We start from the raw sequence: 23666 nt of genomic DNA, 5'->3' as shown, positions 1-23666 counted from the left end.
GGTCCCCGACAAGGGGAGTCAGGGCCCGGCACGCTGGTTGCGTGCCGGGCCCTTCCCGTATGCCGGGCCCCTCGGTGTGCCGGGCCGTCGTGCCCCGGACCGCGGGGTCAGCGGCGCAGCCGCCGCGGGGTGAGGCTGAGTGCCGCGGCGCCGAGCAGGACGACGGTGCCGGCGAGCACGCCGAGGGCGGTCAGCGTGCCGTGGTCCGCCGCGCCGGTCTGGGCAAGGCCGCCGGCGCCGCCGCTGCCGCTGCCGCCGGACCCGCTGGCCGATCCGGCCGTGCCGCTCCCGGAGGACGCGCCGCCCCCGGAGGAGGCGCCGCCGGCCGAGCCTCCCGAGGTGCCGCCGGGCTGGGCGGCGGTGTCCAGGGCGAGCGAGACCCCGGGGTCCTTCTCGGGGGTGCAGGTCGTGGTCGTCCCCAGGGCGTTGACGGTGAGGACGCCCGGGGTGAGCGTGGCCCTACCGGTGGCGCCGGGCTTGTAGGTGCCCTTGAGGTCGGGGATCTCGATGGGCTGGCCGGCCTTGATGGGCCCGGCGTTGGTGGGGCCCTCGACCTTGACGGAACCCTTGTCGGCGCCGCCCACCTTCACGTCCATCGACGGTTTGACCGAGCCCTTGGGGATGTCCGCCGGGCTGTCCATGACGGACTTGGCGAAGTGCACCGTCAGGTCGTAGCCGCCGCCCTTCTTCACGCCGTCGATCTGGACCGGCGAGATCGCCTTCTTGTCGCCGATGGGCGTCTTGCAGGCGTAGGGGACCTGCACCTCCTTGCCCTTGTACGCGGTGCCGTCAGGGTCGCCGCCGGAGCCGCCGGAGGAGCCGCCCGCGGTACCGCCGGTGCCGCCGGTGCCGCCGGAGGTGCCCGCGCTGCTGCCGCCGGTGGTCGCGCCGCCGGAGCCGGTGCCCCCCGAACTGGTGCCCCCGGCGGTCGTCCCGCCGCTGTCCGAGCCGCCGCTGCTGGTCCCGCCGCTGCCCGTGGTGCCGCCGGAGGAGCCGCCGCCGGCCGTGACCTTGATGGTGGCCGCCGCCTTCACCGCCTCCTTGGGCGCGCACTTGGTGTCGGTGGAGATCGGCTTGCTGACGTTGATGTTGTAGGCACCGGGCGTCAGCGTGACCTCTCCGGGCGCGGTGAGTTTCAGCGTGCCCTTCATGGCGGACAGCTTCATCGGACTGTTCTTCGGTATCGGCGGGTTCTGCCGCGGGCCCTGCATCGCCAGGTCGGCGGTCTGCGCCCCGGCGACCTTGAGCGTGCCGGTCGGCTGGACGGTGTCCTTGTCCAGGTCGAGGATGCCGGGGTTCTGGGAGGCCGCCTGGACGGTCGTCCAGACCACCTCGACCGCGTCGCCGACCTTGGCGGTCGCGGGGGCGCTGATCTCGACCTTGGTGGTCCCCTCGACGGGTGGCAGCCCCGAGATCGGCGGCGGCTGGCACTCGGTCAGGTACGCCACCTCGGCGGCCTGGGCGGTCCCGGCGGTGGCGACCACCCCCGCCCCCGCGAGCATCAACGCGGCCGCCGCGGCGGTGGCCGCTCTTCTGCGCTGCCCGGTCGGCCTCGTGGGCCGGGTCAACCTCATCAACGTCATCACGCGGAACCTTTCGACGGGGGTCGTTCGGTTGCTGTGGTGGACGGTGCGGTGTCCGGGGTGAACCACGGCAGTGCGGCGGTGCCGTCCGGCGCGGCGCCGGTGCCGGGTCCCATGTCGTGTCGGTCCTTCTGCCGGCCCTTCGGCCGATCGTCACGCCGGTCGTCACGCCGGTCGCCGTGCCGGTCCCTGCCGGTGCGCCCGGGGCGCGGGCGGCGCGGGGCCCGCCCGGGGCGGGCGGCGGCTCCCGGGCGGGGCGGGCGGACGCGGTCGACGACCGCCATCCCGATCCGGAACACCACGGTCGGGACGACCACGCACAGCAGCACCCAGAAGAGCGTCACGCCCCACGGCCGGCCGACCTCCCACGGCTGCTCGACCAGCAGTCTGCCGCCGTACTTGAGGGAGACCAGGTAGTCCCCGTGCGCCCCGGCGGCGAGCTCGACCGGGAGCCTGACCTCGGTCCGCCGCCCGGCGGGGACGGTCCCCCGCCACTGCTGGTCCTCCCACTTCGGCGCGAAGACGCCGTGCGAGGTGCCGACCTGGAAGATCGGGTCCTTGGTCGGCGTCGAGCCCAAGTTGCCCACGGTGAAGGCCAGTTCGCGCTGCGGCGGGGCGCCGAACCAGGTGAGGAGTCCGCTACTGCCGATCAGCCGGGGCTGCGCCAGGACGGCCAGCCGGCCAGCGCTGACGTCCTGCGGCAGCGGCGCGACCGGGTGCCCGGCCACCTTGAACGCGGCGTCCGCGGCGGCCGCCGGGCCGGTCACGGTCGCCACGTGCACCACGCAGGGGCAGGGCTTGGGCGGTTCGGCGACCGGCAGCGGCCTGCTGAACGCGCCCCGGTCGTCCGTGGTGACGGCCCGCCCGTCGCCGTTGGCGCAGGAGTTGGTGCCGCCGATCATGTTCTGTCCGCAGATCAGCAGCGTCAGCAGGGTGTGCGGGCGCCAGCCCCGCCCGGTGACGGTGATGCTGCCGCCGGCGCCCGCCTCGTTCCGGGAGACCGCCGCCGAGGGCGGGTCGCCGGCCGACGCGGCGTGCGCCGCCGCGGGCAGGACGGGCGGCAGGACCGGGAGCAGGGCCAGGGCGAGGGCGGCGAGCAGGGCGGACGGGCGGTGCCGGCGCCCGGCCCGGCGGCCCGGCCCGACGCGCGCGCCGTTCCCGCCCGTCTCGTCCCGCACCCCGTGCCCGTCGCCCGCGCCCTGCTCGCCCGTCCCGCCGTGCTCGCCGCTCTCACCGTTCACCCGCGCACCCCTGATCCCGTCCTCGCGACCGTCGTGGTGTCCGTCGCCCTGCCCGACGCCGTCCCGCCCGTCGCTGTCCCGGGCGCCGTTTCGCCTGCCGGCGCCTTCGCCCGGTTCGCCTTCGCTCCGTTCGCCTTCGGCGCGTCCACTGCCGGCGCGTCCGCTGTCGACGCGTCTCCCTGTGTCCCCTGCGTTCCCTCTGTCCCCTCTGTTCCGCTCGTCGTCGTCGCGCTCGTCCGCCGTGTGCGGTCGGTCGACCGCGGTCCGGGACGGTCCGGCACGTCACCGCCCGCGCGTCCCCCGCGGCCGGCGCGTCTCCGGCGCCGCACCACCGCCCAGCCGCCCCCGCCCGCCGCCAGGAGGAGCAGCGCGACGCCCGCGCCCCGGGGGGCGGCGGTGTACCGGGCGGTGGCGGTGTCCCGCGCGCCGCCCGCGGCGGTCGCGGTGAGCCGGACGTCCACCGCGTCCAGGGCCGGCGGATCGGGCCAGGTCTCGGTCCGGTCGGCGCGGGCACCGGGCGGCAGGACGTCCGGCAGGGTGCGGGCGGGCCGGCGCAGCAGCGGCCCGAAGAGGCCGTCGGCACGGACCTCCAGCCGCGGCCGGAGCGCGGTGTTCCCGCGGTTGACCAGGGTGTAGTGGATCAGCGCCGCGCTCCCCCGACGGGTCACCGACACCTGCTCGACGGTGAGTGCGGACAGCGTGGGGCCGGTCACCCGCAGCCGTATCGGTATCCGGGTCCGCGCGCTGGGCGTCGTACCGGTGACGGTGAGCCCACCGGCACGGCCACCGGGGGCGGCGGTGTCCGGCACGGTCACGGTGAACGGCACGCTGGCCCGCGTCCGCGGCGGAACCGTCACCTCCGGGGTGCCGAAGGCGAGCCAACCGTCGACGCCGCCGTCACCGGCCAGGCGCACGGTGAGCGGCCGGCCGGTCGGGTTGCGGACGGCCAGCCGGTCGGTGAGGGCGGTGCCCGGCGGGCCCTCCAGGTAGAAGGCCGTCCGGGCGGCCCCGGTCGGTGCGGCGGACCAGCCCGGTGCGGCGGCGGTCGGCGGCGCGGCCCGTGCCGCGGTGGGCGGCCGGGCCTCGGCCGCCGCGGGGCACAGCAGGACCGCGGCGACCGCGAGGGCCGCGCCGGTGGCCGCGGTGCGGGGACGGAACGGCATCGGCGGCTCCCGTCGGCCGTCTCAGACGCGTTGCTGACGGCGGGTCAGCCAGAGCACTCCGGCCGCGCCGGCCAGCAGGACGGTGCCGCCGAGGGTGCCCAGCGCGAGGGCGGAGTCCGCCGGTCCGGTCTGCGGCAGTTGGCCGCCGCCGGTCGAACCGCCCGCCGCCGCGGAGCCCCCGCTGCCGCCCGAACCACCGCCGCCCTTGACGTCCAGGGTCAGCGAGGGCTTGGGGTGGTTGCTCGGTGTACAGGTGGTGGTGGTGCCCAGCGCCTTGATGGTGAGCGTGGAGGCGGTGAAGGTGACCTTCCCGCCGGCCTTCGGGGTGTACGTGCCACTCAGGTCGCTGATCTTTATCGGGGTGTTCGCGGGAATCGCCTGGTCGTTGGGCGCCCCGCTGACCTGCACGGTGCCGCTCTCCGCACCGCCCAGCTGGATCAGTGCGCTGGGCTTCATCGCGCCCTTGCCCAGTTCGACGGGGCTGGAGGAGACGCCTTTCTGGAACGACATCACCAGCTTGTACGCGCCCCCGCTGGGCGTTCCCTTGATGTCTATGGGCGAGACCGCGCCCTTGTTGCCGATCGGCGTCTTGCACTGGTAGTTCACGTCGACGACCTCGGCGTGCGCGGCGGACGCGGTGAACAGCACCGCCGATCCGGCCGCCGTCGCCGCGGCCACGGCCAGCCCGGCCGCCCGCCGCGGCCGCCTGCCGTGCTGTGCGTGGAAGCGGGCCACCTTGATTTCCCCTTCTTCGGGTTCGGCGCGCCGCCGGATATTACTGACGGCACATCAGATTGGGCGCTCAAGGTACGCCCGGGAGGTTGTCGAGGGAAGGCACCGCACAGCCCCGATGCGGGGCATCGGCCGGATCCCGTCCGGAAGGGGGCCCGCCCCTGCCCCGAACGGCCCCGGAAACGACACAGCGCGGGCCCGTGGGCCCGCGCTCTCCACCTCTCCCCGTTCGCCGCCCCTTCAGGAGGGCGCGGCCAGCTCCGCCCAGACGGTCTTGCCCGCACCGTCGGCGTTGCGCACCACGCCCCAGTCCAGGCACAGCCGCTGCACGATGAACATGCCGTGGCCGCCGGGGCGCCCCGGGCGGTGCGGGCTGCGCGGCGCCGGCGAGCCCGCGCCCAGGTCGCTGACCTCCAGGCGGAGGACCTTGGCCGCGCAGCGCAGCCGCAGCTCCTCCGGGCCCTCGGCGTGCAGGCAGGCGTTGGTCACCAGCTCGGAGACGACGAGCAGGACGTCCTCGGCCGCGGCCCGCTGATCGGCGGTCGCGGCCGGCAGCCAGCCCCAGTCGTGGAGCGCCTCCCGGGCGAAGTCGCGGGCCCGCGCCACGGCGCCCCGGGTGTCCGCCAGGCGCAGCCGGCGGATCTGCCCCGACGGGACGGCGGACGAGGCGCCGGCGGTGGGGGCACCACCCATGCCACTCAGGCTATGGGGGACCGGCTCCGGGCCGAGATCGCCCGGCGGGTACGGCCGGGTGGTGCTCATCAGCGCTTCACCTCACCGATTCGCCTGTTCACGGACAACAGATAACTGACTGATTCAACGGATTCAGGTGTCTCCTGCCCGACCGGACCGTGAGAACACCCACTTCTTGGGTACGGAAGTTGTGATACCGACTACGCGCCCGGAACGCATCCTTCCGGACGTCGCGGCCGGTCAGTCGGCCAGGGCCGCGTCGAGTGAGTCGTGCACCGTGAAAACCGCCTCCGCGCCGGTGATCTCGAACACCCGGGCCACCACCGGCTGCATGCCGGCCAGGTGGACACCGCCCCCCGCGGCCTCCGCTTTCAGTCGGGCGCCGAGCAGCACGTTCAGACCGGTGGAGTCCATGAATTCAAGGGGTGAGCAATCCACCACCAGGCGCGCGTATCCGTCGTCGACACAGCCTTCCAGCGATTCCCGCAGCAGATCCGCGGTGTGGTGATCCAACTCACCCGCGACGGTCACGACCGCGCTGGCGCCGTGATGGCGGATCTCGACATGAAGCCGACCCCGGCTTGCACTGCCGACCGTCCCGCGGTCCATGCGAGCGCACCCCTCTTGCTGCCTAGACGACTGTTTTCGTGACGACCTTGCTTACGACTGCGCTCGTCGAACCCTACGCCTTCCTGACGCCCGCCGGTAGCCACAGAAAGTGCATAGCGCTGAATTCCGGACATCACGCACTTGCCTTCTTCCGGCGAAGCCAGGTAGGCGTAGAAGGACACATTCGAAACGGCCGGCTTTGGAGGCGCCGCACACCGCAGCTTCACGCAGAGGCTTCGGCAGCCATATGCCGAGAACGATGGAGGAGACACATGTCACCCCGGCTCGACGAATTGCGTATCGAGGACGAGCAGAGCCCCGCATCGTCGACATCCCGGTCCGATGTGACCGGTCACATTCCTTCCCAGTCGCATGCCGCGGCCACCGAGCCGGTGGGCGTGCCCGACATCGACGGCCTGCCCGAGATCCCACCGTTCGACGAAGTAGGTCCGGTGGACGCGAGGGCCCTGTCGAAAACCCTCTTCGAGCGCCTGGAATCGCTGGAAGAAGGCACCCACGAATACGCGTACGTCCGCAACACCCTGGTCGAGCTGAACCTCGCCCTGGTGAAGTTCGCGGCCTCCCGGTTCCGCTCCCGCAGCGAGCCCATGGAGGACATCGTCCAGGTCGGCACCATCGGTCTGATCAAGGCGATCGACCGTTTCGAGTTGAGCCGCGGCGTGGAATTCCCGACGTTCGCGATGCCGACCATCGTCGGCGAGATCAAGCGTTTCTTCCGCGACACCAGCTGGTCGGTGCGGGTTCCCCGGCGCCTTCAGGAACTCCGCCTGGACCTGGCCAAAGCGGGCGACGAACTGGCGCAGAAGCTGGACCGGGCACCCACGGTCGGCGAACTCGCCGAACGCCTCGGCATCACCAAGGACGAGGTCGTCGAAGGGATGGCCGCGAGCAACGCCTACACCGCGAGCTCGCTGGACGCCCAGCCCGAGGAGGACGACAGCGAGGGCGCGCTGGCCGACCGTATCGGCTACGAGGACAACGGCCTCGAAGGCATCGAATACGTCGAGTCGCTGAAGCCGCTGATCGCCGAACTGCCCTCGCGGGACCGGAAGATCCTCTCGCTGAGATTCGTCGCCAATATGACGCAGTCCGAGATCGGCGAGGAGTTGGGCATTTCCCAGATGCACGTCTCCCGGCTGCTCTCCCGCACCCTCGTACGGCTCCGCAAGGGCCTGATGATCGAGGAATAGCCGCCGCGGTCGGCGCCGGCCCCCGCGGTCGGCGGACGCCCGTGCACACGAGGGCCCGCCCCGGAATCGTCCGGGACGGGCCCTCTGTGCGTCTGCCGGCGGGTGCGCCCGGCGCCGCGTGGCGCCGCCCTCAGAGGCGAACGCCCTTGTGCCAGACGTCCGTCACCAGCGGCACGCCCGGACGGTAGGCGAGGTGGACGTGGGACGGGGCGTCCAGCAGGAGCAGGTCGGCGCGGGCGCCGGGGGCGATCCGGCCGACGTCCTCGCGGCGCAGCGCCCGGGCGCCGCCCGCGGTCGCCGCCCACACCGCCTCGTCGGGCGTCATCCCCATGTCGCGGACGGCCAGCGCGATGCAGAACGGCATCGAACTGGTGAAGGACGAGCCCGGGTTGCAGTCCGTGGAGAGCGCGACGGTGGCGCCGGCGTCGAGCAGCGGGCGGGCGTCGGGCCACTTGGCGCGGGTGGAGAACTCGGCGCCCGGCAGGAGCGTGGCGACGGTGTCGGACTGGGCCAGCGCGTCGATGTCGGCGTAGGTGAGGTGGGTGCAGTGGTCGGCGGAGGCGGCGCCCAGTTCGACGGCGAGCTGGACGCCGGGGCCGTGGCCGAGCTGGTTGGCGTGCACCCGTGGCACCAGGCCCTTGGCCTGACCGGCGGTGAGGATGGCACGCGCCTGGTCGCCGTCGAAGGCGCCGCGCTCGCAGAACACGTCCACCCAACGGGCGTGCGGGGCGCAGGCGTCCAGCATCGGGCCGGTGACCAGCTCGACGTAGCCGGCCGGGTCGTCGGCGTAGTCGGGGGAGACGATGTGGGCGCCGAGGAAGGTGACCTCGTCGGTGTGGGCGGCGGCGATCCGCACCGCGCGGGCCTCGTCCTCGACGGTGAGGCCGTAACCGGACTTGATCTCCTGGGTGGTGGTGCCCTGGCGCAGGCCCTCGGCGAGGTAGCGGGCGACGTTGGCGTGCAGCGCGTCGTCCGCGGCGGCGCGGGTGGCCGCGACGGTGGTGCGGATGCCGCCCGCGGAGTAAGGGCGCCCGGACATCCGGGCGTTGAACTCCTCGGTGCGGTCGCCGGCGAAGACCAGGTGCGAATGGGAGTCGACGAAGCCGGGCAGGCCAGCCCGGCCGGCAGCGTCGACGGCGTTGTCGGTGGCGGGTGCTTTGCTTGAGGGACCGACCCAGGCGATGCGGTCGCCGTCGATGACGACCGCGGCGTCCTGGATCAGACCGAGGGGGCCTTCACCGAGGGAGGGGTCGTTGGTGACGAGCTGGGCGATGTGGGTGATGGCGGTGGTCGGCGCGGAGGTCGTCGTCATCGCGGGGGTGTTCTCCTTCGTCCGCGGGCGGCGCGGGCCGGGCGGCCTGGGGGCACCTTCCAGCGGTAGCTGGTGGAGGGTGGGGGTGGTCAGCCGCGCACGGCGGCGATGGCGTCGGCGAGGGCGGTGGGCACGTCGGGCACACGCGTGTGCGTCCCGTCACGGACGATCTGCCGACCACCCACGATGGTGTGTCGCACATCCGCCGCGGTGGCGGCGAATACGGCCGTCTCGGCGCCCAGTCGGGGCAGCGGTCCGGCGGTGCGTACGGAGTCCAGCCGGATCGTGGTGAGGTCGGCGAGCGCGCCCGGCGCAAGGGTGCCGGCGTCGTCCCAGCCCAGGGCGGCGTGGCCGTCGGCGGTGGCGGCGCGCAGCAGGGCGGCGGCGGTCCAGTGGCCCCGGGTGCGGGTGCGCAGCCGCTCGTTCAGCTCCATGGCGCGGGCCTCTTCGAGCAGGTCGATGACGGCGTGGCTGTCGCTGCCCAGGGAGAGCAGGCTGCCCTGTTCCTGGAGCGCCACGGCCGGGCCGATGCCGTCGGCGAGGTCCCGCTCGGTGGTCGGGCACATGCAGACGCCGGTGGCGCTGCCGCCGAGCAGGGCGATGTCCTCGTCGGTGAGGTGGGTGGCGTGCACGGCCGTGGTGCGCGGGCCCAGCACCCCGTGGTCGGCCAGCAGCTGGGTGGGGGTGCGGCCGTGCGCCGCCCGGCAGGCGTCGTTCTCGGCGGTCTGCTCGGAGAGGTGGACGTGCAGCGGTGCCTCCCGCCGCCGGGCCCAGTCGGCGACGGTGCCCAACTCCTCGGCGGGGACGGCGCGTACGGAGTGCACGGCGGCGCCGATCCGGGCGTGCTCGGCTCCCTTGAGGGCGTCGGCGCGCTCTGCCCAGGCGTCCGCGGTGCCGTCGGAGAAGCGCAGCTGGTGCTGGTTGGGGCGGTCGCCGAAGCCGGCGGAGAGGTAGGCGGTGTCCAGGAGGGTGATCCGGATGCCGGCGTCGTCGGCGGCGGCGAGCAGCGCCCGGCCCATCGCGTTGGGATCGTCGTAGCGGGTGCCGCCGGGCGCGTGGTGGAGGTAGTGGAATTCGCCGACGCAGGTGATGCCGGCGAGCGCCATCTCGGCGTAGGCGGCGCGGGCGAGGGCGTAGTAGCTGTCCGGGGTGAGCCGGTCGGCGACGCCGTACATGACCTCGCGCCAGGTCCAGAAGGTGCCGGAGCCGACCTGGACGGTGCCGCGCAGGGCGCGGTGGAAGGCGTGGCTGTGGGCGTTGGCGAGGCCCGGGAGGGTCAGCCCGTGGAGGGCCTCGGCTCCCGGTGGTGGTGCGGGCGTCCCGGTGCGGACGGCCGTGATCCGCCCGTCCGCCACCTCCACGGTCACGCCCGGCTCGACGTGCGTGCCGAGCCAGGCGTGTTCGAGCCAGTAGGTCGTCGGTGTTGCCTGTGGCGTCAGCGGCACGCCAGCCCCTCCAGTACGTCGGCGAGTGCGGTGACCCCGGCGACGCAGTCGTCCTCGGCGGCCGACTCGGCGGGCGAGTGCGAGACGCCGGTGGGGTTGCGGACGAACAGCATGGCCGTCGGGACGGTTGCGGACAAAATACCCGCGTCGTGTCCGGCTCCGGTGCCCAGGACCGGTACCGGCCGCTCGCTCTTCTTGCCGAGGAGGGCGCCCAGTTCGTCCCGCAGGGCGTGCTGGAACTCCACAACGGGGGTGAAGGACTCGCGGACGACGTCGAGGTCGACGCCGTCGCGGGCGGCCCGCTCGGCGGCGGCCCGCTCGATGCCGGTGATCACGGTGTCCAGGGTGTCCTGGCCGGCGGCGCGGGCGTCCAGCCAGCCGCGGACCAGCGAGGGGATGGCGTTGACGCCGTTCGGTTCGACGCTGATCTTCCCGAAGGTGGCCAGGGCGCCGGCCAGGCGGGCCTGCTCGCGGGCCGCGAGCACGGTCGCGGCGTAGGAGAGCATCGGGTCGCGGCGGTCTTCCAGGCGGGTGGTGCCGGCGTGGTTGGCCTCGCCGCGGAAGTCGAAGCGCCAGCGGCCGTGCGGCCAGATCGCCGAGGCGATGCCGACCGGGTCCCCGGAAAGGTCCAGGGCGCGGCCCTGCTCGACGTGGAGTTCGACGAACGCCCCGATGGTGGCGAGCCGTTCCGGGTCCGGGCCGATCGCCTCGGGGTCGTGGCCGGCGCGCTCCATGGCCTGCGGGAGGGTGACGCCGTCGCCGTCCCGCAGCCGGTGCGCGGCCTCGGCGGTCAGCGCGCCGGCGGACAGCCGGGAGCCGACGCAGGCCAGCCCGAAGCGGGCGCCCTCCTCGTCGCCGAAGTTGACGATCGCCAGCGGCCTGGTGGGCTCCGCTCCCCGCCCCCGGAGCTCGTCGAGCGCGGCGAAGGAGGAGACCACGCCCAGCGGGCCGTCGAAGGCGCCGCCGTCCGGGACGGAGTCCAGGTGCGAGCCGGTGACGACGGCCTCACCGGGGGCGACGTCCTGGTGGCCGGTCGCGCCGAGCCAGGCCCACTGGTTGCCGTTGCGGTCGAGTTCGTAGGCGAGTCCGCGGGCCTCGGCCTGGGCCCGGAACCACGCGCGGCAGTCGGTGTCCGCGCCGGTCCAGGCGAAGCGGCGGTAGCCCCCGGAGGAGGAGTCGCGGCCGAGCGGCCGCAACTCCTCCCACATCTCGTGGAACGAGGAGGTCACTCGCCCTCGCCCTCGCGCATCGGGATGCGGACGCCCCGCTCGGCGGCCACCTCGTCGGCGCGCTCGTAGCCGGCGTCGACGTGCCGGATGACGCCCATGCCGGGGTCGTTGGTGAGCACCCGGCGGATCTTCTCGCCGGCCAGCGCGGTGCCGTCGGCGACCGTGACCTGTCCGGCGTGGATGGAGCGGCCCATGCCGACGCCGCCGCCGTGGTGCAGGGAGACCCAGGAGGCGCCGGAGGCGACGTTGACCATGGCGTTGAGCAGCGGCCAGTCGGCGATCGCGTCGGAGCCGTCCTTCATGGCCTCGGTCTCGCGGTACGGGGAGGCGACGGAGCCGCAGTCGAGGTGGTCGCGGCCGATGGCCAGCGGCGCCTGGAGGGTGCCGTCGGCGACCATCTCGTTGAACCGCTCGCCGGCCTTGTCGCGCTCGCCGTAGCCGAGCCAGCAGATCCGGGCGGGCAGGCCCTGGAAGTGGACGCGTTCGCCGGCCATCTTGATCCAGCGGGCCAGCGACTCGTTCTCGGGGAAGAGGTCGAGGATCGCCTTGTCGGTGGCGGCGATGTCCCGCGGGTCGCCGGAGAGCGCCGCCCAGCGGAACGGCCCCTTGCCCTCGGCGAAGAGCGGCCGGATGTAGGCGGGGACGAAGCCGGGGAAGGCGAACGCCCGCTGGTATCCGGCGAGTTGGGCCTCGCCGCGGATGGAGTTGCCGTAGTCGAAGACCTCGGCGCCGGCGTCCATGAAGCCGACCATGGCCTCGACGTGCTTGGCCATGGACTCCCGCGCGCGCTGGGTGAAGTCGGCGGGCTTCTCGGCCGCGTAGGCCGCCATGTCGGCGAAGTCGATGCCGACGGGCAGGTAGGCGAGCGGGTCGTGGGCGCTGGTCTGGTCGGTGACGATGTCGATCGGGGCGCCGTCGGCGAGCATCTGCGGGAGGAGTTCCGCGGCGTTGCCGAGCAGGCCGATGGAGAGCGGCTTGCGCTGGTCGCGAGCCTCGACGGCGAGCTGCAGGGCGTGCTGGAGGTTGGCCGCCCTGACGTCGAGGTAGCGGTGCTCGATGCGGCGCTCGATGGCGCGCGGGTCGCAGTCGATGCAGATCGCGACGCCGTCGTTCATGGTGACGGCGAGCGGCTGGGCGCCACCCATGCCGCCGAGTCCGGCGGTGAGGGTGATGGTGCCGGCCAGCGTCCCACCAAACTTCTTGGCCGCGACCGCCGCGAAGGTCTCGTAGGTGCCCTGGAGGATGCCCTGGGTGCCGATGTAGATCCACGAACCGGCCGTCATCTGGCCGTACATGGTGAGGCCGAGGGCCTCCAGACGGCGGAACTCCTCCCAGTTGGCCCAGTCGCCGACGAGGTTGGAGTTGGCGATGAGCACCCGCGGGGCCCACTCGTGGGTCTGCATCACGCCGACCGGCTTGCCGGACTGGACGAGCATCGTCTCGTCCTGCTTGAGCGTGGTCAGGGTGCGCACCATCGCGTCGAAGGAGCGCCAGTCACGGGCGGCCTTGCCGGTGCCGCCGTAGACGACGAGCTTGTCCGGGTGCTCGGCCACCTCCGGATCGAGGTTGTTCTGCAGCATGCGCAGCGCGGCTTCCTGCTGCCATCCCCGTGCGCTCAGCTCCGTACCGCGCGGCGCCCGCACGGGTCGCGGTCCCGACATGGGCCGTGCCTCCCTGACTCGTGAATGGATTGACCTATTCACAGTCTTGCTCGACTGAATACCGCTAGTCAACAGGGCGCGGCGAGAGCTTTCCCCAACCGGTCACTTCGACTTGCCGGACGGGAAAGCCGAGTGCTAGCTTTCCCAGTGGGAAAGTTGAACGGGGGCGCCGCCGGCGATCCCCGCACCGTCCGTCCGACACGGACCGTCCGACACGTCTACGGGGAGGCGAAGGACATGACGACACCAGTGGATGCCGAGCAGGCCTGGCAGGATCTCCAGCGCATCCGGGTCCCTCAGGAGCGCGTGTACGACGAGGTCGAGCGCCGCGCGGAGGGGGACCAGCGGACGACCTACGTGACGGCCGCCATGATGTGGCTCTTCCTCGCCAGCTACGAGCTCAAGCTCCCCACCTGGGGCTCCCTCCTGATCTGCGCCGGCTACATCGGCGCCGTGAGCAGCCTGATCGTCTTCTACAGTCGCCGCTCCAGGGTGCGGCTGCACCGCTCGCGGTACAGCTGGCGCAGCTTCGCCACCTTCTTCGCGGGCGCCGTCGTCAGCGGCGGCACCATCATCCTGAGCGGCCTCCTGACCAGATGGCTGGCGCTGCCCTACGGCAACCTCATCCAGGCCACCGTCTCCGTCGCCGCCTTCCTGCTCTTCGTCGGCCCGGCCAACCGCTGGGCGGTCAGCCCGCTCCGCAGCCGTGCCCTGGGCGAACACCCCCAGAGAACCGTCCATGAGGAGGTACGCCGATGAGCACTCCCTCGGGATTCGACGAACTGATCCACCCGTCCACCCGGCTGTCCGTCGTGGCCCTGCTCGCCGCCACGGAATGGGCCGACTTCCCGTTCATCCGCGACAGCCTCTCGCTGAGCGACTCCGCGCTCTCCAAACAGCTGCACACGCTGGAGGAGGCCGGATACCTGGAGATCCGCAAGGAGGGCGGCGGCCGCAAGCGGCGCACCAAGGTGCGACTGACGGCCCGCGGCCGCACCGCCTTCGACGGCCATGTCGCCGCCCTCCGCGCCATCGTCGAGGGCGCGGGCCCCGCAGCGGCCCTCGCAACGCCCCAGCAGCACGCGGAGGCCGGCCGATGACCACGACCGCACGCCCGGAGACCAGCACGATGACCACCACACCCACCGCCCCGGCCGGCGCCGCGCCGGTCGTCGAGACCCGCGCCCTGCGGATGTCGTACGGCAGCGCCGACGTCCTCAAGGGCGTCGACCTGGACATCCGGCCGGGCGAGATCTTCGCCCTGCTCGGCCCGAACGGCGCCGGCAAGACCACCACCGTCGAGATCCTGGAAGGCTTCCGGCAGCGGTCCGCCGGCGAGGTGCGCGTCCTCGGGACCGACCCGGCGCGCGCCGACGACGCCTGGCGCGGCCGGATCGGACTGGTCCTGCAGTCCTGGCGCGACCACCGCCGCTGGCAGGTCGCGGAGTTGCTGACGCACTTCGCGATGTACTACCCGGACCCGCGCGACCCGGCCGAACTGCTCGACCTGGTCGGCCTCACCAAGCAGGCGGAGAAGCGCGTCGACCAGCTCTCCGGCGGTCAGCGCCGGCGCGTGGACGTCGCGCTCGGCATCGTCGGCCGCCCCGAACTCCTCTTCCTGGACGAGCCCACCACCGGCTTCGACCCCGAGGCGCGCCGCGACTTCCACGACCTGGTCGAGCGCCTGGCCCGTGAGGAGGGCGTCACGATCCTGCTCACCACCCACGACCTGGCCGAGGCCGAGCGGCTGGCCGACCGCATAGCGATGCTGGTGGACGGCCGGATCCGGGCCTGCGGCACCCCGGCCGAACTCGCCCGGCGGGCCGCCGCGCAGGCCGAGGTGCGCTGGACGGCGTCCGACGGCAGCCCGCGCCGCGAGTACACCGCGGACCCGTCCCGCCTGGTCTGGGAACTGCACCGCGAGGCGGCCGGACCGATCGCGGACCTGGAGGTGCGCCGCCCGACGCTGGAGGACACCTACCTGCACATGGTGCACCGGCAGAACTGGGACGACGAGCAGGAGACCGGCTTCCCGGCCGGCGACACGACGGGGGAGGCAACAGCAGCATGAGGGGGACGGACATGACGACGGCGACGGACAGCGGCCCGGCCACGACCGAGCGGGATCGCGGCACGGCGGGCGGCGGCCCGCGCCCGACCGGCGGGGTCACGACCCGGCCCGGCCGGTTCCGCCCCTGGCAGGCGGGGCTGCGGCGCGGCGGCATCGAACTGCGTCATCTGCTGCGCAACCGCAAGGAGTTGTTCGGCTATGTGACCAACATCGTGGTGGCCCTGGCGCTCGCCGGCTACATCAACGGCAAGGTGCCCGGCACCCAGATCCCGATGGCGCACCTGACGCTCGCCGGTTTCTCCGCGTATCTGCTGTTCCAGATCGGCCTGATCAGCCTCCCGCAGATCCTGGTGACCGAGCGCGAGGAGGGCACCCTGCTGCGGCTGCGGACCACTCCCGGCGGCATACCGGCGTACCTCATCGCCAAGTCGTTGCTGATCGTGGTCATGGCGCTGGCCACCCTGGTGGTCCTGCTGGGCGCCGCCGCCGTGCTGGTGAACGGGCCGCTGCCGCACAGTCCGGCCGGCTGGCTGACGCTGCTGTGGGTCACCGCCCTCGGTCTGCTCGCCGTCGTACCGCTGGGCGCGGCGATCGGCGCGGTGCTCCCCAATCCGCGCGAGGCACTGGCGATGATCATGCTGCCCGCGATGGCCCTGCTGATCACGTCGGGCGCGATGTTCCCGATATCCAAGATGCCGGCGGTGGTCCAGAACATCGCCTCGGTCTTCCCGCTGCGCTGGATGGCACAGGGCCTGCGTGCGGCGCTGCTGCCGGACTCCGCCCGCGCCGCGGAGCTGGCCGGCTCCTGGCAGCTGCCGACGGTCGCCCTGGTCCTGGCCGCCTGGGCCGTCGTGGGCTTCCTCCTGGCGGTCCCGCTGCTGCGCCGCGCCACCCGGCGGGAGTCCGGCTCCCGCCTGACCGCCCGCCAGGGCAAGGCCGAGCTGAGCGGCGCCCCCGTGGCGTAGCCCCACCGGGGGCCTCCCGCCTCACCCCGCCTCGCTTCTTCCCGCCCCGCTCCGCCCCGCGCACGTGCCGCGGGGTGGGGCGGGGGCGAGGCTCGTTGCGGGGGGCGCGAGCAGGGCCGGCCTCGGGGGCCACGGGGGTGCCGGCCACGGGGGGGGTGCCGGCACCCCCGGTCCGCCTCATGATCAACACTGCCATGGCTGGGACCGCCACGATCGGCACACAAGATCCGCACCGCCGAGATCGCCGCACAAGATCGACACAACATGGCCACCGGATGGGCTCCGACCACCCACGTCGGCCGTGGCGCGGGGCCCGGGCGGATGATGAAGTTGAGTCATGACCCTCACCGACCGAGACCGTGCCGTTCAGGCGGCCCTCGCCCAGGGGCTGGTCGGCCCCCGTCAGCCGGTGGCCGGGCTGCTCGACGTCGCCGGCATCCGCCGCTCGGCGGCCGAACTCCGCGCCGCCTTCGCGGAGTTCACCGCCCCCGGCGCCCAAGTGCTGCATGCGTTCGCGGTGAAGGCCGCCTCGCTCGTGCCCGTGCTGCGGCTGCTGGCCCAGGAGGGCATCGGCTGCGAGGTGGCCAGTCCCGGCGAGCTGGCGCTGGCCCGGGCCGCCGGGATCCCGGCCCGGCACACCGTCCTGGACTCCCCCGCCAAGACCCTCGCCGAGCTCCGCGAGGCGCTGGCCCTGGGCATCGCCGTCAACGTCGACAACCACGAGGAACTCTCCCGCATCGACCGGATGATGGCCTCGGCCCCGTCCACCGCGCCGATCGGACTGCGGGTCAACCCGCAGATCGGCGGCGGCAGCATCGGCGCGATGAGCACCGCCACCGACACCTCCAAGTTCGGTGTCCCGCTGCGCGACCCGGGCGCCCGCGAGTGGATCGTCCGGGCCTGCCTCGACCGCCCGTGGCTGACCCGGCTGCACGCCCACGTCGGTTCCCAGGGCATGCCGCTGGAGCGGATGGCGGAGGGCGTCCGGGCGCTCTACGACCTCGCCGAGGAGATCAACGAGCAGGCCGGCGGCCCCCGGATCACCACCCTCGACATCGGCGGCGGCCTGCCCGTCAACTTCTCCTCGGACGCGGTCACCCCCACCTACCGCGAGTACGTCGCGCTGCTCCGCTCGGCGGTCCCCGGGCTGTTCTCCGGCCGGTACGGCCTGGTCACCGAGTTCGGGCGGTCACTGCTGGCCAAGCACGGCATGGTGCTGGCCCGCGTCGAGTACGCGAAGTGGGCCGGCGGACGACCGATCGCCCTCACCCACGCCGGGGCGCAGGTCGCCACCCGCACGGTCTTCGCGCCCGCGTCGTGGCCGATCCGGGTGGCGGCGTACGACGACGCCGGTCGCCCCAAGACCGGGGCGCCGGTGCCGCAGGACATCGCCGGCCCGTGCTGCTTCGCCGGTGACCTGGTCGCCGAGAACCGCCCGCTGCCCCGCCTGGAATCCGGCGACCACGTCGCCCTGCTGGACACCGGCGCGTACTACTTCTCCACCCACTTCGCCTACAACTCCCTCCCCCGCCCCGGCGTCTACGGCTACGCGCCGGCCCCCGACGGCACGTTCGCCTTCGCCACCGTCCGCACCCCGCAGACGCTGGAGGAGCTCACCGCGGAGAGCGGCGCCGACCACGCCAACGCGCTGCGGAGCCTGGCGCTGGGCTGAGCAGCGCGGCCCGCGGCCGGCCCTCACTCCACGAACAGGCCGCGTTCCGCCGCCTTGGCGTCGAACTCCTCCAGGCGGGCCTGGGCGTCCGGGAGGTCGTCGCACATCGCCTCCAGCAGGACGCGGCCCAGCAGCATCGGGGCGCAGGCGGTGTCGAAGGCCAGGCCGGTGCCGACGGGGGCCGGCAGCAGCAGGTCGGTGTGGTGGGCGACCGGGGCGAAGACGCTGTCGGCGACGGTGACGACGGTGAGGCCGGCGGCGCGGGCGTAGGCGAGGGCGTCGATGACCTCGCGGGGGTGGCGGGGCAGGGCGAAGCACAGGAGGGCGCTGGCGCCGGCGTGGACCGCGGCGTCGACCCGGTCGGTGAGCATGGTGCCGCCCTCGTCCAGCAGGCGGACGTCGGGGTGCACCTTCCGTGCGAAGTACGCGAAGCCGGCGGCCTGGGCGGTGGCGGCGCGCAGGCCGAGGACCGGGAGCGGGCGGGAGGCGGCGAGGAGCCGGCCGGCCTCGGTCACCGGGCCGGCGTCGGCGAGGGCGTCGGCGAGGTGCCGCAGGTTGTCGATCTCCGCCTGGACGGCCTGTTGGTACTCGTTGTGCGCGCCGGCGGCGCCGGGCCTGCCGGCGGGCGCGACGTCCCGCAGGTGGCGGCGGAGCGCCGGGTAGCCGTCGAAGCCGAGCGCGACGGCGAAGCGGGTGACGGAGGGCTGGCTGACGCCGGCCAGCTCGGCCAGCTCGACGCTGGAGAGGAACGGCGCGTCGGCGGCCCGCCGCACCATGCAGTGGGCGATCCGCCGCTGGGTGGGCGTCAGCCGGTGCCCCTCGAAGAGCCGCTGGAGGCGGGCGGCGGTGCCGGTGGCGCCGACCGCCGTGCTCCCCGCCGCGCCCATCGCCGGCGGCTGCGTCCCGTCCGTGCGGACGCCGTTGTCCCCGTCCCCGCTCATGGCCTCTTCTTCCCGGCCCGGTCGGGGGCCTTGACGTCGGTCCACCGACTGTACGGAATTCCTGGCCGGCGTCGGCCCCGGGTGGGGCGGGAGGAGGCGTGGCGGCGCTCTCCGGCCACCCGCGGCGGGCCATGCCCGTCCGCGTCCCCCCGCGTCCCCGCGCCGCCTCGGGCGCGCCCCTGGGCCGGCGCCGTACGGCCCGCCGGGAGGACGGGCCCGGCCCTACGCCCCGTCCCGCGACGGCAGCCCGAAGAGCGGGAAGAGCCGCTCGGTGCCGGGGGCCGGACGCCCGCGAGCGGAGCGAACGACCGCCCACCTATTGACCTTCCATTCATCATCCCCCGATCCTGCATGAACTCATGCACGCAGCACGGCGGGAGAGGCGGCACCCATGGCAGGCGTGGTGGAACGACGCTCGATCGATGTCGTCCCCGACGACGAACGGCACGGCAGCGCGGTCAGCCAGTTCACCCTCTGGCTGGGCGCCAACCTCCAGATCACCGCCGTCGTCACCGGCGCGCTCGCCGTGGTCTTCGGGGCCAACGCCTTCTGGGCACTGATCGGGCTGCTGCTCGGCAACCTCGCGGGCGGGGCGGTGATGGCGCTGCACTCCGCGCAGGGGCCGCGGCTCGGACTGCCGCAGATGATCACCTCCCGGGCGCAGTTCGGGGTGCGCGGGGCGGTGGTGCCGCTGGCGCTGGTCATCGTGATGTACATCGGCTTCTTCGCCAGCGGCAGCGTGCTCGCCGGGCAGGCGGTGGGCGAGCTGACGCACCTCGGCGGGACGGTCGGGATCGTGCTGTTCGCCGCGGTCACCGCGCTCGCCGCGACCGTCGGCTACCGCCTCGTCCACCTGCTCGGCAAGGTCGCCGGCCTGGTCTGCGCGCTGACCTTCGTCTACCTCGGCGTCCGGCTGCTGCAGCGCGCCGACCTCGCCGCGCTGCTGCACGACCGCGGCTTCGGGGCGCCGGTGTTCCTGCTCGCGGTCTCGCTCTCGGCGTCCTGGCAGCTGGCGTTCGGCCCGTACGTGGCGGACTACTCGCGCTATCTGCCGCGGCACACCTCGACCCGGGCGACCTTCTGGTGGACGTTCGCCGGCTCCGTGCTGGGCGCGCAGTGGTCGATGGCCTTCGGGGCGCTGGCCGCCGCCGCGGCCCCGGGCGCGTTCGTGGGCCACGAGGTCGGCTATGTCGTCGGACTCGGCGGCAGCGGGCTGATCGCCTCGTTCCTCTACCTCGTCATCGCCCTCGGCAAGCTCACCATCAACATCCTCAACACCTACGGCGGCTTCATGTCGCTGGTCACCAGCGTCACCGGCTTCCGCGGGCCGGGGGCGCCGGGCGCCGAAGGCGGAGGACGGTCCCTCTCGCCGCGCGGCCGGGCCGCGTACATCGCCGGGATCATGGCGGCCGGCACCGCCGTCGCCCTACTGGGCAAGGACTCCTTCCTCGCCTCCTTCAAGGACTTCCTGCTCTTCCTGCTGACGTTCTTCACGCCCTGGTCGGCGATCAACCTGGTCGACTACTACCTGCTCTCCAAGGAGCGCTACGACGTCCCGGCGCTCAGCGACCCCACCGGCCGGTACGGCGCCTGGAACGTCCGGGCCCTGACCGTCTACGCCGTCGGCGTGCTCGCCCAACTCCCCTTCCTGGCCACGGCGTTCTACACCGGCCCGCTGGTCGCCCCGCTCGGCGGCGCCGACGTCTCCTGGCTGGTCGGCCTGACGGTGCCCGCCGCCCTGTACTGGCTCACCGCCCGCCGGGACACCGCACGCCTGGTGGAGCCGACGGTCCGGGAGGAGCGCGCCCCCGTCGGATCGGGGGGCTAGCCCTACCGCGCCGCCGCCGACCCGGCCGTAATCTCGACGCCATGGCGACACACGACCCTGAGCTGAAGAAGGAACTCGACGCGACCCTCCAGACGCGCAAGGAGCTGGGGCCGGAGTACGAGTCGGAGCTGGTGGAGTCCTTCCTGGAGAAGTTCGACGCCAACGTCGACCGGCGGGTGCGCCGGCAGTTGGCCGAGCAGCAGATGCAGGTGGCGCGCGGGACGCTGCCGCCCCGCCAGTCGGGCGTCAACCACGAGTTCTGGCAGCGGTTCGCGGTCGCCGTGGTCTCGTTGGTGCTGGCCATCCCGCTGTCCGCGATCGCCGTGGCCAACGCGGGGCTGATCGGCCTGGCGCTGTGCTGGGCCGGCATCGTCGGGGTCAACGCGGTGCACAGCCTGGGGCTGCGGACGGCGCTGCCGGGCAAGTCCGAGCGGCGCGAGGGCGACTGGGACTAAGAGGTCCTAACAGAAGTGGTTGATCATGTGACTGCTGGCCTATTTGCTCGTTGGTCTGGTCGTGGGGAAACGTCAGTCGCGGCCGTGGATCGTGTCGGATGAACTGTGGGCGTTGGTCGAGCCGTTGCTGCCCAAGCCGGGGCCGAAGCTGGTTGAGGGGCGGCCGAGGGTGCCGGACCGGCAGGCGTTGTGCGGGATCCTGTTCGTGCTGCACACCGGCATCCAGTGGGAGTACCTGCCGCAGGAGCTGGGCTTTGGTTCGGGTATGACCTGCTGGCGGCGGCTGGCCGCCTGGAATGCCGCCGGGGTGTGGGACCAGCTGCATGTGCTGCTGTTGAAGAAGCTGCGGTCGGCGAAGAAGCTGGACTGGTCCCGGGCGGTGATCGACTCTTCCCATGTGCGGGCGGCCCGTAGGGGCCCAAAGCGGTCCCAGTCCGGTCGATCGCGCACGGCCGGGCAGCAAGCACCACGTCGTCACCGACGCCCAAGGCATCCCGCTCGCGGTGTCGCTGACCGGCGGCAACCGCAACGACGTCACCCAGCTCCTGCCTCTGCTCGACAAGATCCCCCCTGTCGCCGGGGTTGTCGGCCGGCCCCGTCACCGGCCCGACGCACTGCTCGCCGACCGTGGCTACGACCACGACAAGTACCGGCGTCTGCTGTGGCAGCGCGGCATCCGTCCCGTGATCGCGCGGCGAGGCGAGCCACACGGCTCCGGCCTGGGCGTCTTCCGATATGTCGTCGAACGAACCATCGCCTGGCTGCACGGCTTCCGTCGCCTGCGCATCCGATGGGAGCGCCGGGACGACATCCATGAAGCCTTCCTCGGACTCGCTACATGTCTCATCACCTACAGACACGTCCAACGCCTTTGTTAGGACCTCTAAAGCCGGCCGGAGGCCCGGGGGCCGGGCACCCCGAAGTCCGGCCTCCGCAGGGCCGGGAGACGGGACTCGGGGCCCGGAAGAGAATTTCGCGGGGACCGCCGCACCCCGGCCGGAGCCGGGGGCGGGACGACGGCGGTCCCCGCACGAGACGCGAGCCGGGTCAGGGCCGGTCGTCGCATCCTGGCGATCGAGGAGGTCCGGGAGCCGCTCCGGAGGTCCGCATCGCCTGCACAACAATGTGCCGGAGAAGTGTTAAGTCCGTGCTGCGGACACGTGACGCATACGTACACCTTGCGCCGACGAACCGTTTCCTGACGGACACTTGACACCGCCCGGGCGCGACGCCCGGGCGGCGACGGACACCTGATGCCTACTTGGCGACCCCGCGCGCCAAGTACGCCAGCAGGTCCTGACGGCTCACCACGCCCTTGGGCTTGCCCTCGACGAGGACGATCGCCGCGTCGGCGCTCTCCAGCACCGCCATCAGGTCCGAGACCGGCTCGCCGGAGCCGACCTGCGGCAGCGGCGGGCACATGTGCTTCTCCAGCGGGTCGGAGAGCGAGGCGCGCTGGGTGAACAGCGCGTCCAGCAGCTCCCGTTCGACGACCGAGCCGACGACCTCGGCGGCCATCACGTCGGGGTGCCCGGCGCCCGGCTTGACGATCGGCATCTGCGAGACGCCGTACTCGCGCAGCACCTCGATCGCCTCGCCGACGGTCTCCTCCGGGTGCATGTGGACGAGGGAGGGCAGCGCGCCCTCCTTGTACTGGAGGACCTCGCCGACCCGGGCCGCGGTGCCGCCCTCCTCCAGGAAGCCGTAGTCGGCCATCCACTCGTCGTTGAAGATCTTGGAGAGGTAGCCGCGCCCGCTGTCCGGGAGCAGGATGACCATCACGTCGTCCGGCCCGAGCCGCTCGGCGACCCGCAGACCGGCCACCACGGCCATCCCGCAGGAGCCGCCGACCAGCAGGCCCTCCTCCTTGGCCAGCCGCCGGGTCATCTGGAAGGCGTCCTTGTCGGAGACCGCCACGATCTCGTCGGCGACCGTGCGGTCGTAGGCGGTCGGCCAGAAGTCCTCGCCGACGCCCTCGATCAGGTACGGCCGGCCGGAGCCGCCGCTGTAGACGGAGCCCTCCGGGTCGGCGCCGATGACCTTGACCTTGCCGTCACTGACGTCCTTCAGATAGCGGCCGGTGCCGCTGATGGTGCCGCCGGTGCCGACGCCCGCCACGAAGTGGCTGATCCGCCCGTCGGTCTGCTCCCACAGCTCCGGACCGGTGGTCTCGTAGTGCGAGCGCGGGTTGTTGGGGTTGCTGTACTGGTCGGGCTTCCAGGCACCGGGCGTCTCGCGCACCAGCCGGTCGGAGACGTTGTAGTACGAGTCGGGGTGCTCGGGGTCCACGGCCGTCGGGCACACCACCACCTCGGCGCCGTAGGCCCGCAGCACGTTGATCTTGTCCGTCGACACCTTGTCGGGGCAGACGAAGATGCACTTGTAGCCCTTCTGCTGGGCCACGATGGCGAGCCCCACCCCCGTGTTGCCGGAGGTCGGCTCCACGATGGTGCCGCCCGGCTGCAACTCGCCCGACTCCTCGGCGGCCTCGATCATCCGCACCGCGATCCGGTCCTTGACCGATCCGCCGGGGTTGAAGTACTCGACCTTCACCAGGACGGTTGCCTGGATCCCTTGAGTGACGTTGTTGAGTCGCACGAGCGGGGTGTTGCCGACGAGCTCAATCATCGAATCGTAAAACTGCACGGTGGTCTCCGCGGTCGGGGGCACGCTCTCCTGCGCCCGTGCCGCCAGCCTATTGCCCTGATGGACCAAGGGCCGTCCGGTCGATCAACCCCGGCTCCGATCCACCGGGGCCCCGGGCCCGCGAGCCCGTGCGCGGGGCTCCATCGGAGGTCCGCCGCGTTGCACGGCAGCCAGGAACGGGCACCTACCTGGTGTAAGAGTTCTTGCCC

General features: G+C 73.1%; 21 protein-coding genes. 9 read left to right on the top strand and 12 right to left on the bottom strand.

The genetic code is table 11. The annotated features are described in order from the left end of the window. Positions 1-107: 107 nt before the first annotated feature. The 6 genes from MOV08_RS25320 to MOV08_RS25295 all read right to left on the bottom strand — a co-directional run bounded on the left by MOV08_RS25320 (position 108) and on the right by MOV08_RS25295 (position 6021). Positions 108-1583 (bottom strand): hypothetical protein, encoded by a 1476-nt coding sequence (locus MOV08_RS25320; protein WP_275308929.1) that lies wholly within the window; start codon positions 1581-1583, stop codon positions 108-110. Further along, positions 1583-2761 (bottom strand): hypothetical protein, encoded by a 1179-nt coding sequence (locus MOV08_RS25315; RefSeq protein WP_420834304.1) that lies wholly within the window; start codon positions 2759-2761, stop codon positions 1583-1585. The genes MOV08_RS25320 and MOV08_RS25315 overlap by 1 nt, the downstream gene beginning before the upstream one ends. A 59-nt stretch (positions 2762-2820) precedes the next feature. Next, complete coding sequence (locus MOV08_RS25310) at positions 2821-3987, bottom strand: COG1470 family protein (protein ID WP_275308928.1); 1167 nt, start codon at positions 3985-3987, stop codon at positions 2821-2823. Positions 3988-4008: 21 nt separating this feature from the next. Further along, the gene (locus tag MOV08_RS25305; protein WP_039635831.1) at positions 4009-4722 is read right to left on the bottom strand and encodes an LPXTG cell wall anchor domain-containing protein; all 714 of its coding nucleotides are present in this window, start codon (positions 4720-4722) and stop codon (positions 4009-4011) included. Positions 4723-4959: 237 nt separating this feature from the next. Continuing rightward, on the bottom strand, positions 4960-5481 hold the full coding sequence (locus MOV08_RS25300) for an ATP-binding protein (RefSeq protein ID WP_039635826.1): 522 nt from the start codon (positions 5479-5481) through the stop codon (positions 4960-4962). Positions 5482-5652: 171 nt separating this feature from the next. Further along, entirely contained in the window at positions 5653-6021 is a 369-nt protein-coding gene (locus MOV08_RS25295) for an STAS domain-containing protein (protein WP_039635822.1), read from the bottom strand. 272 nt (positions 6022-6293) lie between these two features. Here MOV08_RS25295 and MOV08_RS25290 point away from each other — a divergent pair, with 272 nt between their 5' ends. Beyond that, complete coding sequence (locus MOV08_RS25290) at positions 6294-7232, top strand: RNA polymerase sigma factor SigF (RefSeq protein WP_275308927.1); 939 nt, start codon at positions 6294-6296, stop codon at positions 7230-7232. Between the two features lie 130 nt (positions 7233-7362). On the opposite strand, the gene hutI is transcribed toward MOV08_RS25290, so the two are convergent. From hutI to hutU, 4 genes are all read right to left on the bottom strand, one after another. Then, positions 7363-8544, bottom strand: a complete 1182-nt coding sequence (gene hutI, locus MOV08_RS25285; protein ID WP_039635818.1) for an imidazolonepropionase — start codon at positions 8542-8544, stop codon at positions 7363-7365. Positions 8545-8633: 89 nt separating this feature from the next. Beyond that, positions 8634-9989: a formimidoylglutamate deiminase gene (locus tag MOV08_RS25280; RefSeq protein ID WP_275308926.1), complete on the bottom strand. Its 1356-nt coding sequence runs from the start codon at positions 9987-9989 to the stop codon at positions 8634-8636. Next, positions 9980-11197 carry an allantoate amidohydrolase gene (locus MOV08_RS25275; RefSeq protein WP_275311886.1) on the bottom strand — a complete coding sequence of 406 codons (1218 nt, stop codon included), beginning with the start codon at positions 11195-11197 and terminating at the stop codon, positions 9980-9982. The genes MOV08_RS25280 and MOV08_RS25275 overlap by 10 nt, the downstream gene beginning before the upstream one ends. 17 nt (positions 11198-11214) lie before the next feature. Then, positions 11215-12879: a urocanate hydratase gene (hutU, locus tag MOV08_RS25270; protein ID WP_275308925.1), complete on the bottom strand. Its 1665-nt coding sequence runs from the start codon at positions 12877-12879 to the stop codon at positions 11215-11217. A gap of 237 nt (positions 12880-13116) precedes the next feature. On the opposite strand from hutU, the gene MOV08_RS25265 reads away from it, so the two are divergent. From MOV08_RS25265 to MOV08_RS25245, 5 genes are all read left to right on the top strand, one after another. Continuing rightward, entirely contained in the window at positions 13117-13638 is a 522-nt protein-coding gene (locus MOV08_RS25265; RefSeq protein WP_052287513.1) for a hypothetical protein, read from the top strand. Then, complete coding sequence (locus MOV08_RS25260) at positions 13635-13979, top strand: transcriptional regulator (RefSeq protein ID WP_039635804.1); 345 nt, start codon at positions 13635-13637, stop codon at positions 13977-13979. The genes MOV08_RS25265 and MOV08_RS25260 overlap by 4 nt, the downstream gene beginning before the upstream one ends. Beyond that, positions 13976-14950, top strand: coding sequence for an ABC transporter ATP-binding protein (locus tag MOV08_RS25255; protein WP_420834211.1), 975 nt, complete (start codon positions 13976-13978; stop codon positions 14948-14950). The genes MOV08_RS25260 and MOV08_RS25255 overlap by 4 nt, the downstream gene beginning before the upstream one ends. Before the next feature lie 11 nt (positions 14951-14961). Further along, the gene (locus MOV08_RS25250; protein WP_275308923.1) at positions 14962-15915 is read left to right on the top strand and encodes an ABC transporter permease; all 954 of its coding nucleotides are present in this window, start codon (positions 14962-14964) and stop codon (positions 15913-15915) included. Between the two features lie 337 nt (positions 15916-16252). Continuing rightward, positions 16253-17587 (top strand): type III PLP-dependent enzyme domain-containing protein, encoded by a 1335-nt coding sequence (locus MOV08_RS25245; protein WP_275308921.1) that lies wholly within the window; start codon positions 16253-16255, stop codon positions 17585-17587. A 23-nt stretch (positions 17588-17610) separates the two neighbouring features. On the opposite strand, the gene MOV08_RS25240 is transcribed toward MOV08_RS25245, so the two are convergent. Continuing rightward, entirely contained in the window at positions 17611-18474 is an 864-nt protein-coding gene (locus MOV08_RS25240) for a MurR/RpiR family transcriptional regulator (protein WP_039641486.1), read from the bottom strand. A 445-nt stretch (positions 18475-18919) separates the two neighbouring features. Between MOV08_RS25240 and MOV08_RS25235 the strand changes: the two genes are divergently transcribed. The 3 genes from MOV08_RS25235 to MOV08_RS25225 all read left to right on the top strand — a co-directional run bounded on the left by MOV08_RS25235 (position 18920) and on the right by MOV08_RS25225 (position 21689). Continuing rightward, the gene (locus tag MOV08_RS25235) at positions 18920-20356 is read left to right on the top strand and encodes a purine-cytosine permease family protein (protein ID WP_275308920.1); all 1437 of its coding nucleotides are present in this window, start codon (positions 18920-18922) and stop codon (positions 20354-20356) included. Between the two features lie 41 nt (positions 20357-20397). After that, positions 20398-20811: a hypothetical protein gene (locus MOV08_RS25230; protein WP_275308919.1), complete on the top strand. Its 414-nt coding sequence runs from the start codon at positions 20398-20400 to the stop codon at positions 20809-20811. 61 nt (positions 20812-20872) lie between these two features. Then, positions 20873-21689 (top strand): IS5 family transposase gene (locus MOV08_RS25225; protein WP_420834112.1). Its coding sequence is split into 2 segments (ribosomal slippage): positions 20873-21234 and positions 21233-21689, totalling 819 coding nucleotides; the frame shifts between segments, so codons are not numbered across the junction. 379 nt (positions 21690-22068) lie between these two features. Here MOV08_RS25225 and MOV08_RS25220 read toward each other — a convergent pair. Further along, the gene (locus MOV08_RS25220) at positions 22069-23457 is read right to left on the bottom strand and encodes a cystathionine beta-synthase (protein ID WP_205365371.1); all 1389 of its coding nucleotides are present in this window, start codon (positions 23455-23457) and stop codon (positions 22069-22071) included. Positions 23458-23666 lie beyond the last annotated feature (209 nt).

This window comes from Streptomyces yunnanensis (assembly GCF_029011865.1).
Lineage (GTDB): Bacteria > Actinomycetota > Actinomycetes > Streptomycetales > Streptomycetaceae > Streptomyces > Streptomyces yunnanensis.
The sequence above is the reverse complement of the archived record's forward strand: the minus strand, read 5'-3'. Positions and strand labels throughout refer to the sequence as shown.